The sequence below is a fragment of the Paenibacillus vortex V453 genome, from assembly GCF_000193415.1.
Lineage (GTDB): Bacteria > Bacillota > Bacilli > Paenibacillales > Paenibacillaceae > Paenibacillus_AQ > Paenibacillus_AQ glucanolyticus.
Genome location: NZ_ADHJ01000014.1, coordinates 416,448 through 427,232 on the forward strand (window position 1 = coordinate 416,448; position 10,785 = coordinate 427,232).

Annotated in this window: 13 protein-coding genes and 2 pseudogenes; all 15 read left to right on the forward strand. The window is 48.7% G+C overall.

Annotated elements, in window-relative coordinates; genetic code table 11:
* The first annotated feature begins 40 nt into the window (after positions 1-40).
* Positions 41-283: a DUF4321 domain-containing protein gene (locus tag PVOR_RS08765; protein WP_006208800.1), complete on the forward strand. Its 243-nt coding sequence runs from the start codon at positions 41-43 to the stop codon at positions 281-283.
* 25 nt (positions 284-308) lie between these two features.
* Positions 309-920, forward strand: coding sequence for a Maf family protein (locus PVOR_RS08770; protein WP_006208801.1), 612 nt, complete (start codon positions 309-311; stop codon positions 918-920).
* 85 nt (positions 921-1,005) lie between these two features.
* Positions 1,006-1,695, forward strand: coding sequence for a RadC family protein (gene radC, locus PVOR_RS08775; RefSeq protein WP_006208802.1), 690 nt, complete (start codon positions 1,006-1,008; stop codon positions 1,693-1,695).
* A 38-nt stretch (positions 1,696-1,733) separates the two neighbouring features.
* Positions 1,734-2,774: pseudogene (locus PVOR_RS08780) on the forward strand (rod shape-determining protein).
* 58 nt (positions 2,775-2,832) lie between these two features.
* On the forward strand, positions 2,833-3,708 hold the full coding sequence (mreC, locus tag PVOR_RS08785) for a rod shape-determining protein MreC (RefSeq protein ID WP_006208803.1): 876 nt from the start codon (positions 2,833-2,835) through the stop codon (positions 3,706-3,708).
* Position 3,709: 1 nt separating this feature from the next.
* The gene (gene mreD / locus PVOR_RS08790) at positions 3,710-4,234 is read left to right on the forward strand and encodes a rod shape-determining protein MreD (RefSeq protein WP_006208804.1); all 525 of its coding nucleotides are present in this window, start codon (positions 3,710-3,712) and stop codon (positions 4,232-4,234) included.
* An 83-nt stretch (positions 4,235-4,317) separates the two neighbouring features.
* Positions 4,318-4,980 (forward strand): septum site-determining protein MinC, encoded by a 663-nt coding sequence (locus PVOR_RS08795; protein ID WP_006208805.1) that lies wholly within the window; start codon positions 4,318-4,320, stop codon positions 4,978-4,980.
* Positions 4,981-4,983: 3 nt separating this feature from the next.
* Entirely contained in the window at positions 4,984-5,778 is a 795-nt protein-coding gene (gene minD, locus PVOR_RS08800; protein WP_006208806.1) for a septum site-determining protein MinD, read from the forward strand.
* A 170-nt stretch (positions 5,779-5,948) separates the two neighbouring features.
* On the forward strand, positions 5,949-6,854 hold the full coding sequence (locus tag PVOR_RS08805) for a M23 family metallopeptidase (protein WP_006208807.1): 906 nt from the start codon (positions 5,949-5,951) through the stop codon (positions 6,852-6,854).
* Positions 6,847-7,710: a M50 family metallopeptidase gene (locus PVOR_RS08810; RefSeq protein WP_006208808.1), complete on the forward strand. Its 864-nt coding sequence runs from the start codon at positions 6,847-6,849 to the stop codon at positions 7,708-7,710. Before PVOR_RS08805 ends, PVOR_RS08810 begins: the two co-directional genes overlap by 8 nt.
* A gap of 119 nt (positions 7,711-7,829) precedes the next feature.
* Complete coding sequence (locus PVOR_RS08815; protein ID WP_036641406.1) at positions 7,830-9,062, forward strand: Rne/Rng family ribonuclease; 1,233 nt, start codon at positions 7,830-7,832, stop codon at positions 9,060-9,062.
* Positions 9,063-9,225: 163 nt separating this feature from the next.
* Complete coding sequence (gene rplU / locus PVOR_RS08820) at positions 9,226-9,537, forward strand: 50S ribosomal protein L21 (protein ID WP_006208810.1); 312 nt, start codon at positions 9,226-9,228, stop codon at positions 9,535-9,537.
* 13 nt (positions 9,538-9,550) lie between these two features.
* Complete coding sequence (locus PVOR_RS08825; protein ID WP_006208811.1) at positions 9,551-9,883, forward strand: ribosomal-processing cysteine protease Prp; 333 nt, start codon at positions 9,551-9,553, stop codon at positions 9,881-9,883.
* 17 nt (positions 9,884-9,900) lie between these two features.
* A complete protein-coding gene (rpmA, locus tag PVOR_RS08830; RefSeq protein WP_006208812.1) occupies positions 9,901-10,212 on the forward strand; it encodes a 50S ribosomal protein L27 in 312 nt (103 codons plus the stop codon).
* 357 nt (positions 10,213-10,569) lie between these two features.
* Positions 10,570-10,758: pseudogene (locus PVOR_RS32985) on the forward strand (Spo0B domain-containing protein); the annotation flags it as partial.
* Positions 10,759-10,785 lie beyond the last annotated feature (27 nt).

Consider the following 10,785-nt stretch of genomic DNA (forward strand, 5'->3'; position numbering starts at 1 on the left):
AATAATTAGGGTGTCAAAATATGGCGAGGGAAGAGGATGCATGAAGAAAAACAAAGGAATGCTCATCTTGTTTTTGCTGCTCGGGTGGCTGACCGGATCATGGCTTGCCAAGGCGCTTCTGCCTGTTAAAGCCCTGTCCTTTCTAACGTCTTCCACATCAATCAAGTGGTCGCCTCAAGCTGATTTTGACATTATTCGTTATGACATTAACCTTGAACTTAAAGTTTGCCTGCTCAGCCTGCTTGGCATTATTGCTGCCGTTTGGCTGTACCGCAGACTCTAAGACATGACAAAGGAGATTATCCCCCTTGAATGAGAAGAGAAACCGCCGTATTATTTTGGCTTCCACCTCTCCTCGGCGTCAGGAATTGATTGCCTCCCTTCGTATCCCTTTTGAGATTATGCCCAGTGAAGCAGATGAGGACACCCCGCAAGGGTGGTCGCCAGAGCGAATTGTGGAATCACTGGCACTGCGTAAAGCGGAAGCGGTACTGCGCAAGCTGACGGATGATCCGGAAGATGGTATCATTGTGGGAAGCGACACGATTGTAGTTGTAGATGATCATGTTCTTGGGAAACCGGCGGATCAGGCTGACGCGGCAAGGATGTTGTCCATGCTTCAAGGACGGGCTCACTTCGTATACACGGGTGTGGCTTGTGTTGATCTGAGATCAGGTCGTAATCAGGTTTCTCACCGTGTGACAACCGTAAAGATGAAATCGTTAAGCAATGACGCGATCGCGGCTTATGTAAAGAGCGGGGAACCTGCTGATAAAGCAGGCTCGTATGCGATTCAAGGCCTGGGTGCAACCATCGTGGAAGGAATCGAAGGCGACTATTTTAACGTAGTCGGTCTGCCGCTTTCTTTGCTCTCGGACATGCTGTCTGATATGGGGATGGATGTACTAACCGATTCATAGATATAGAACAACGGCATCCGGACTATAGGGATATCCTTAGGTTTGGCTGGCCTGCTGATTTAAATCTTAGAAAAGAGGGGAATATATGGAGTCGCCAACGCTATTGCTGCGCGACATCCCCCATGATGAACGACCAAGAGAGCGCATGATGCAGTATGGGGCGAGCGCTTTAAGCCACGCAGAATTGCTGGCGATATTGCTTCGGACCGGGACCCGCCAGGAATCTGCCGTACATATAGCCCAGCGGCTGCTGGGGGAAGCAGGCGGTATTCGGCAGCTCGTGGATCTTAGCATTGAGGAAATTACGCAAATTAAAGGAATTGGAACCGCTAAGGCTGTTCAGCTGAAGGCTGGCATTGAGCTTGGACGGCGCTTGGCCGCATCGAGACATGTAGAGCCAGTTATTATTCGCAGTCCGCATGACGCGGCAGAACTGCTCAGTGAACAGATGCGCTATTTACAGAAAGAGCATTTTGTCTGTGTATTTTTAAATACGAAAAATCATGTCATTGCCCAGGAAACGTTATCGATGGGGAGCCTTAACGCTTCCATCGTTCATCCCCGCGAGGTGTTCAGAGCAGCCATCAAATGCAGCAGTGCATCCCTGGTGTGTGCGCATAACCATCCTAGCGGAGATCCGACGCCCAGCCCGGAAGACATATCGCTGACTACACGCTTAGTGGAGGCAGGACAAATTGTCGGGATCGAAGTGCTGGATCATCTGATCATAGGGGATGGATCGTTTGTAAGTTTGAAGGAACGGGGCCTGATGTAATATAATAGTTCAGATTGACGAAGAAAGGGAGATACATCATGTTAGGTGGTTTTACGAAAGATTTGGGAATCGATTTGGGGACGGCAAATACGCTGGTTTATGTTCGTGGGAAAGGAATTGTCGTTAGAGAGCCTTCCGTGGTTGCTCTGCGTACAGATACAAAGAGCATTGAAGCAGTAGGAGAATCGGCTAAGAAGATGATTGGACGCACACCGGGCAACATTCGTGCGATCCGCCCGATGAAAGACGGCGTCATCGCCGATTTTGATACTACGGCTACAATGATTAAATACTTTATTCGTCAGGCGCAGAAGCAGCGTTCCATATTCCCGCGTCGATCCGAATGTGTATGGTTATGTGTTCCTTCCGGTATTACCGCGGTTGAGCAGCGTGCGGTTGAAGTATGACTACCAAGCAAGCGGGCGCACGCGAAGCTTATACCATTGAAGAGCCATTCGCGGCTGCAATCGGTGCGGACTTGCCTGTATGGGAGCCGACAGGCAGCATGGTTGTTGATATCGGCGGAGGCACAACCGAAGTGGCTCGTCATCTCGCTCGGTGGTATTGTAACCAGCCGTTCCGTACGTGTTGCGGGCGATGAGATGGATGAGTCTATTATTTCGTATATCAAACGTCAATATAACTTGATGATTGGTGAACGTACTTCCGAACAGCTCAAGATGGAAGTAGGTTCTGCTATGCCGCTGGAGACGGTGGAAACGATGGAAATCCGCGGCCGCGATTTGGTTACGGGCCTGCCGAAGACCATTACGATTACTTCAGATGAGATTAGTGAAGCACTGGCAGATACCATTAATGCTATCGTTGAAGCGGTTAAGGTAACCCTGGAGAAATGTCCTCCCGAGCTTGCTGCGGACATTATGGATCGTGGAATTGTACTTACAGGAGGAGGCGCGTTGCTTCGTAACCTGGACAAACTGCTTGCCGAAGAGACGGGCATGCCGGTGATTGTTGCCGAGAATCCGCTGGATTGTGTAGCAATCGGTACAGGCAAAGCGCTCGAGAACATTCATCTGTTTAAATCCCGGAGCAGCTCTGCCGTCCGTTCTAGAAGGTAGACATCTGAAGATAAGTGTAAACCCCTAATGTTGGGAGAGAAAAACAGTAAGTTAGAGGGTGTTGCAACTGTTTAAGCTGCTGGGCAATAAGCGTTTGTTTATTATGCTCATCGGGCTGGTAGCGTTTATCGCGATTATGGGATTTACGCTCGGCCCGAGAGCTTCTTTATCTTGGCCCGAAAAATTCGTCAAAGATACGGTAGGTTTTGTGCAAAGTGTGTTTTATAAGCCCGCTGCCTATATAGCGGGTTTCTTTGAAGACGTGCGGAACATGAAGGAAATTTATGAAGAGAATGAAGAGCTGCGCCGGGCGGTTGCTCAGTATTCACGTGAGAGTGCGAGTTATAACAGCATAAAAGCGAATAACGAGGCGCTGAAGGAAGAACTTCGTTTTACCCAAAACCAGAAAAATAGAGATAAATACGAATATCGAACCGCTCAAGTGCTTAGCGTGAATTCGGACCCTAACAACAGAACGCTTGTCATCGATCTCGGTGAACGCGACGGAGTTAGAGTAAACATGTCGGTCACCACAGTGGATGGCATGGTTGGCATCATCAGCAGCGTAAGCAACTTCACCTCCACGGTGAAGCTGTTGACAACGATGGATGCACAGGATCCGAATCCGCAGCCAATTTCGGTAACCGCATTGGGTAAAGAAGACAAAACGTTTGGCATGGTTGAGAGTTACGACGAGAAGACCAACACGCTTCTTATGACGCGTATTACAGAAGATGATCCGATTAAGCCTGAAGATAAAATCATTTCATCCGGTGCCGGAGGCGTGATTCCGCAAGGATTGATTATTGGTAAGGTAAAGAGTGTTCAGGTTAGCCAATACGGTCAGAGCAGAACGGCTACCATCGAACCGGCGGCCAAGTTTGACGACTGGAAATACCTGACTGTTGTGTTTACGCCTGAGGAGCCTGAATAAGATGGCGCGCAAGCAGATTTTACTCCTGTTGCTGTTCGTGTTGTTCATTCTGCAGGGAACGGTGGTTTTCTGGTTAACGCCAAGCTCGCTGCAGCTTCAGATTTATCCGAATTTCGTATTGGTTTGTTTATTTTTTGTATCAATCTATTACCATCGCCATACCGGGCTCGTGCTCGGCCTGGTGTTTGGCATTCTACACGATATCGTGTATTACGGTGAGATGATTGGCACGTATTCGTTTGCAATGGGCATATCCGCGTATCTGGTGGGACTGGTGTTTAAATCCCCCCGGGCGCCTTTGCCTATGATGATGACGGTGGTCATTCTGGGAAGTTTGCTGTTTGACAGCACGCTCTTTGGCATATATAAGATATTTCGACTCAATCCGACCTCTTATAATTGGTCGCTGCTCCATCATATGCTTCCCAATCTCCTTGTTCACTTTGCCTTTGCTCTGGCGATTTACGTTCCCCTTCGCAAGCAGATTGAGCTGATTACAAAGAATCAGAGAAGGAAGGCATCCTGAACCCTCCATTATGACATTTTACTAGACTAGCAGGAACTTGAAGGTTTGAGCGCGAAATGTATAGGGATGGGAGGGACAGGCTTATGGCTGTAAAATCCAATCATGTAACGATTAAGGGCATCAAAGATGGCCTGGTATTCCTGCTTGACGACCAGTGCGAGCTGGAAGAATTGCTTGGTGAGCTGCGCTACAAGCTGGAGCACAGTCATCAGAATATTTTGACCGGACCGATTATTCATGTGGATGTGAAACTCGGTTCCAGGCAAATTTCCGAAGAAGAGAAACAGACGATTCTTGACATATTGAAGCAAAAGGGCAACCTGCTGATACGTAATGTAGAGTCGCCGCCACTTGAGTCTGAGCTGTCGCTAGTGGAGAAGCTTACGCTTAAGACGGGGATGGTTCGCTCCGGGCAGGTACTGCATCATGAAGGCGATCTCTTGTTCCTTGGTGATGTGAATCCCGGCGGAACGATTTCGTGTACCGGTGATATTTACATATTGGGCGCCCTGCGTGGCACTGCGCACGCCGGTGTTGACGGCAACGAAGAAGCCATTATAGCAGCATCGTATTTTGCCCCTACCCAGCTCCGTATTTCCCAGATGATCAGCAGACCGCCGGATGAATGGGAGACGCGGGAGACGGTCATGGAGTTTGCGTATTTGAAGGACGGAAGCATGGAGATCGACAAGATCAGCAACATCTCACGTTTGGGTCGGGATTTTAATGTGTTTAAAGGGGTGTAGAACATGGGAGAGGCAATCGTCGTAACTTCAGGTAAAGGCGGAGTCGGTAAAACGACGACATCAGCGAACATCGGCACGGCTTTGGCACTATTGGGAAAAAAAGTGTGCCTGGTTGATACAGATATCGGTCTTCGTAATTTGGATGTCGTGATGGGCCTGGAAAACCGGATTATATACGATTTGTGCGACGTTGCAGAAGGGCGATGCCGGCTTAATCAAGCGTTGATCAAGGACAAGCGCTTCGATGAGTTGTATATGCTTCCTGCAGCCCAGACGAAAGACAAGAATGCCGTTTCTCCGGATCAAGTGAAAGATATTGTGCTTGAATTGAAAAAGGAATTCGAATACGTCATTATTGATTGTCCGGCTGGAATCGAGCAGGGTTTCAAGAATGCCATTGCCGGTGCAGATAAAGCGATTGTAGTGACAACGCCTGAGAACGCGGCAGTCCGGGATGCGGATCGGATTATCGGACTGCTTGAGAGCTCTCACGTCGAGTCACCAAAACTTGTAGTCAACCGGATTCGTCCGAACATGGTGAAATCGGGCGATATGCTGGAGATAGAAGATGTGCTTCAGGTATTGAATATTGATCTGATCGGTATTGTGCCTGACGATGAGATGGTCATTAAAGCGGCAAACATGGGGGAGCCGACCGTTATGAACCCGGATTCCCAAGCTGCCATTGCCTATAGAAACATCGCCCGGCGTATCCTTGGCGATACGGTTCCCCTGATGCAAATTCATCAGAAAAAAGGGATGTTCACAAAATTCAAAAAGTTTTTTGGAATGGGTTAAAGCGTTTAGAAGGGACCGGTGCCGCAAGGCATCGGTTTTTTGGTTTCTTTCGCAAGGACCCTTGTTAAGGTTCAGCTGTTCTGTCCACCTCTTCAACGGGGCTTGTTCTAAATATCTTTCATATCCTCATAGGATAGAGTAAAAAAACAAGCCCCAAGGGGGAAAGAACTATGGACATTAAAACTTCAGTCAAGAACCGACGGGAAGCCCGCATTCGGGAGCTGTTGGAAAGTCAGCAGACACCTATGCAAGCCGATAAGCCGTGGCCTGCCATTCCTGAGAGAACATCTGTAAATTCCAATGTCAAAAAGACTGGCTTCGTACAGGACGATCCTGCGAAACCTTCCGACCGTTATGTGGAGAATGAACCGGACCCTGAGCGGCTTTGGAAGCAAGGGCATCGGGGCTGGTATGATACCCCGGACCCTGGAGATCCTGGAGAGCCACCGAGAAAGGCTTCGTTTGTCCCCGGACTGGTTCGCCGTATTACCGTAAGTGTATTAGTGTTTGGGTTAGTCTGGGGTGTGTTTTCGTTTCAGCAGCCATGGGCGCTTCGAACCCAGGCTGTTATTATCGAAGGCTTGAGCCATGAAATGGATTTTCAGGCAGCGCAGGTATGGTATGAGGAGCACTTTGGCAGCGCGCCCTCCTTCATCCCTATTTTTGGACAAACCGATGAAAACTCTACGAAGGTTAATGCCCGAACTTCCTTGGTTCCTCCTCTTGCGGGACGCCTGGTCCAATCCTTCGCTGTCGATCTGAAAGGTATCGTTTTGGAAGCTGAAGGGGGTTCTTTAGCGGACCGAGCGGTTAAGAGTATAGAGACCGGACGTGTGCTTGAGGTAAATGAACACCCGCAGAACGGGATTACCGTTCTCATACAGCATACGGGTGAGAGAACGGCACTGTACAGCAGGCTGGCAGAAACGGGGCTCAAGGTGAATGATTGGGTTCAGGGCGGAGATATTATCGGCACGCTGGGAACTTCGGGCACAGGGAGCGCGCCCTCCCTTTATTTCGAACTCAAAGAGGGGGATCGTGATGTCGATCCGGCGGAAGTGATTCCGTTTGATTAAGTTTAAGGGAACTGTATTGTCGCTGCATCCTCTCTTTGTTATTGTCATGCTGGCGTCAGTGTTCACCGGTCGTTTTTTGGAATTGCTGACCCTTTTTATTATTGTATTTATTCATGAATTAGGACATGCCGCCGCAGCGGCAGCGATGGGGTTCAAGGTACGAGCCATTCAAATGCTGCCGTTCGGCGGCGTTGCTGTCATTGAAGATGACGGCAGGATGACGGCTATGAAGGAAATCGTGATCGCTCTGGCTGGACCGCTGCAAAATGTGATCATGATCGGGATTACCCTGACCTGCAGATGGGCCGGGTGGGGAGACGAGCAGTTGTTGTCGTATATCATTCAGGGGAATCTGGTCATCGCCCTGTTTAACCTCCTTCCGATTCTCCCGCTGGACGGTGGTAAAGTGCTGCAGGCCGTCATCAGTCTGCTCGCACCCTATCATGCAACCTTGTTATGGGCTTCCCGAGCCGGTATATTGTGCAGTCTGATGATGATCGGATATGGTCTGCAGCCTTTATTCTTGGGTGGCGGCATCCGTTTAAACGTTCTGATGATCGGCTTGTTTCTGGCATATTCCAATTTTGAAGACTACCGGAACGTGCATTACCGTTTCTTGAGATTTATCGTGAATCGGAGCGAGATTTACGAACGAAATCTGGAGGGACTTGGTCCTGCCCAGCCAATCGTTGCAGATTCTTCGAAACCTTTGGACGATATTATGCGTCTATTTAAACGAGAGAAGTATCATTTGATCTATGTCATGAGCGGACCGGGCAGCTTGCTTGCCGTCGTGCCGGAACAGCATGTGATTTCTTCCTATTTTGCATCAAATGGTCCGCCCTGGTATGCGTAAATCGTAAACATCATGAGGAAGACGCAGGGTGGACCATCATTCTTTATCCATTTATATCACGAGAGATTGTGTTAGGATAAAAATAGAATATTGTCTTCCATTTTTTGAGGGGTGATGCCATGAGGCAAATGATAGTTCATTGTGAACATGAGACCATACAGATGGCCCTCATCGAAGATGGGAGGTTAGCCGAGTTCGCAGTTGAGCGAAGTCGTGAGGAGAGTGTAGTCGGAAGTTTTTACAAGGGCAGGGTTGTTAACGTATTGCCGGGGATGCAGGCGGCTTTTGTAGATATCGGGCTGAAAAAGAATGCATTTTTATATATTGATGATGTGCTCCATCCTCATTTAGAGAAGCAGCCGAAGCAGAAGCCATCGATCTCGCAGCTGCTGACGGTCGGACAAGAACTGACGGTACAGGTTATGAAGGAACCAAGAGGGGGCAAGGGAGCAAGAGTAACGACCCATTTCTCGCTTCCCGGCAGGTGTATGGTGTATATGCCTACAGCGGATTATGTGGCCGTCTCCAAAAAAATTGGGCGTGAAGCCGAGCGTGCCCGTCTGAAGAGCATTGGTGAGCAGCTTCGCACAGATGAAGAGGGAATTATTATCCGAACTGTATCCGAGGACGAGCCCTTGGAATTTCTTAGCGGCGATCTGGAATACCTGAGAAAAGAATGGACTCGGATTCTGGAGAAGGCAGAATCATCGTCAGCTCCGGCACTGCTGCATCGGGATTTGGGTTTGCTGCAGCGCTTTATTCGGGATTCCTTCGATCCGCTTCATGACGAACTTGTGATCGATAGTTTGCTGAAAGGCGAGGAAACCAAAAGCTATCTGAAAGAGACGGTTCCCGGTATGGAGCCTAAGGTTACATACCACACGGGAGGGGGGCCGATTTTTCAGGCTTATGGGTTGGACGAGCAGATGAAAGCCGGCTTCGCAAGAAAAATCACGCTTCCGGAAGGTGTGACCATCGTTGTAGACCAGACGGAAGCCATGACCATAATGGATGTAAATACAGCCAAATATATCGGTGGCGATAATTTCGAGGAAACGGTGCTTAAGACAAATCTTATGGCCGCACAGCAAATTGCAAGAACTTTGCGTTTGTGGGATATCGGGGGCATCATTATCGTTGATTTCATTGATATGGATCGCGAAGAGCATCGGCAGCAGGTTGTATCCGTCATGGAGGCCGTAATGCGCAAAGACCGCACGAAGAGTTTTGTGGTAGGGTGGACCAAGCTGGGGCTGCTGGAAATGACCCGTAAAAAAGCCAGGGAAAACTCTTCGCTCCCATTTGCCAAGCCTTGCGTTAATTGCGGAGGCAAAGGCATTGTTATCGAGTAATGATGTTGACGGTGAATGGGGAATATGATATTATCATTGGGTATGTGTTTAGTGATGAATTGCTGCACATGCTGTAACCGCTCCGGTTGGGTTAGCAAGGACGTTTCATTGTGGAACGGACACCTTTACTAGGCGAGTCTGAGATATAGGGAGGTGCAAGCAAATGTACGCTATTATCGAAACAGGTGGAAAACAATACAAAGTTCAAGAGGGCGACGTATTGTTCATTGAGAAGCTGACTGCAGGTGACGGAGAGAGCGTGACTTTCGACCGTGTACTGGCCGTTTCCAAAGAGGACGGTTTGGTAGCAGGTACGCCGGTTGTTTCCGGTGCAACTGTAACTGCGAAAGTGGAGAAGCACGGTAAAGGCCGCAAGGTCGTTGTATACAAATACAAGCCGAAGAAAAACTACCACAAGAAGCAAGGTCATCGTCAACCTTACACTAAAGTAACCATCGAGAAAATCCAGGCGTAAGAAGGTGCGGTAATTGATTACTGTACAAGTAATACGCGGGGAAGATGAACGCATCCATAGCTTCAAGGTAACGGGGCATGCCGGATATTCCGATCCTGGAGAAGATATTGTATGTGCTGGAGTTTCCAGCATTACAGTGGGAACGGTCAATTCGATTGAAGCGTTAACCGGAACGGTTATGGAGACCAAGATGAAGGGCGGCTTTCTTAGCGCAAATCTTCCGTCAGCGGAAGACGATGCTGTCTCTGGTCAAGTTCAATTGCTTCTCGAATCCATGGTTGTTATGTTACAGGGAATTGCCGATTCATACGGCAAATATATAAGAATACAAGAACTGACTACTTGAAGAAGGAGGTAGACAACATGTTGAAATTGGATCTTCAGTTATTCGCATCGAAAAAAGGTGTAGGTTCCACAAAGAACGGTCGTGATAGCCAATCGAAACGTCTTGGCGTGAAACGTGCAGACGGTCAGGCAGTATCTGGCGGAAGCATCTTGGTTCGCCAACGCGGAACCAAAATTCATCCAGGCACGAATGTGGGTATCGGTAAAGATGACACTTTGTTTGCGAAAGTCGATGGCGTTGTGAAATTTGAACGTTGGGGTCGTGATCGCAAGAAAGTGAGCGTCTACCCGGTTGATGTCGCTCCAGTAGCGGCTGCAGTAGAAGCTTAATTGTTTCTTATGCATACAGAAGAAGCCTTTCGGCATCGTTGCCGGGGCTTCTTTTTTTGTAAATTGTATAAGAATGATAATCCGGGGATGAACCGCCCTGAAAGACTATGATATACTGGGATTTGGTGAATGTAACCAATTGCTGTTGAAAGACGAGGAGAAGCGATGAAATCCTGGAAATGGATAGCGGCTGGGGCGGGGTTAACCTCAGTAATACCGGTAGCATGGATGGTATGGAAACCCACATGGGCGGCAGGAGCAGTATTGACGGCTTGGGCTGTGGCTGCTGCAGTCTGCGGGGCATGGCTTGTTCGTAAATCAGAGGAACGCAGACAGCAGGCCATCATTCAGAATGTAGAGCAAACGGCGATTCAGATGCTGAATCACCATCGTCATGATTGGATGAATGAGCTTCAAATTTTGTACGGCTACATTCAACTGGGGAAGCATGATAAATCAGTGCGTTCTGTGGAAAGAATAAAGGAACGGATGGCTACAGAGAGTCGAATCTCTAAGCTGGGCATTCCTTCACTGGTTTTTTACTTGAGCATTTTGCATTAATCTGAGTCCTTG

Coding starts and splice junctions, on each gene's coding strand:
- PVOR_RS08765 (WP_006208800.1), top strand. CDS start 41: ATGAAGAAAAACAAAGGAATGCTCATCTTGTTTTTGCTGCTCGGGTGG.
- radC (WP_006208802.1), top strand. CDS start 1,006: ATGGAGTCGCCAACGCTATTGCTGCGCGACATCCCCCATGATGAACGA.
- mreD (WP_006208804.1), top strand. CDS start 3,710: ATGGCGCGCAAGCAGATTTTACTCCTGTTGCTGTTCGTGTTGTTCATT.
- PVOR_RS08795 (WP_006208805.1), top strand. CDS start 4,318: ATGGCTGTAAAATCCAATCATGTAACGATTAAGGGCATCAAAGATGGC.
- minD (WP_006208806.1), top strand. CDS start 4,984: ATGGGAGAGGCAATCGTCGTAACTTCAGGTAAAGGCGGAGTCGGTAAA.
- PVOR_RS08805 (WP_006208807.1), top strand. CDS start 5,949: ATGGACATTAAAACTTCAGTCAAGAACCGACGGGAAGCCCGCATTCGG.
- PVOR_RS08815 (WP_036641406.1), top strand. CDS start 7,830: ATGAGGCAAATGATAGTTCATTGTGAACATGAGACCATACAGATGGCC.
- rplU (WP_006208810.1), top strand. CDS start 9,226: ATGTACGCTATTATCGAAACAGGTGGAAAACAATACAAAGTTCAAGAG.
- rpmA (WP_006208812.1), top strand. CDS start 9,901: ATGTTGAAATTGGATCTTCAGTTATTCGCATCGAAAAAAGGTGTAGGT.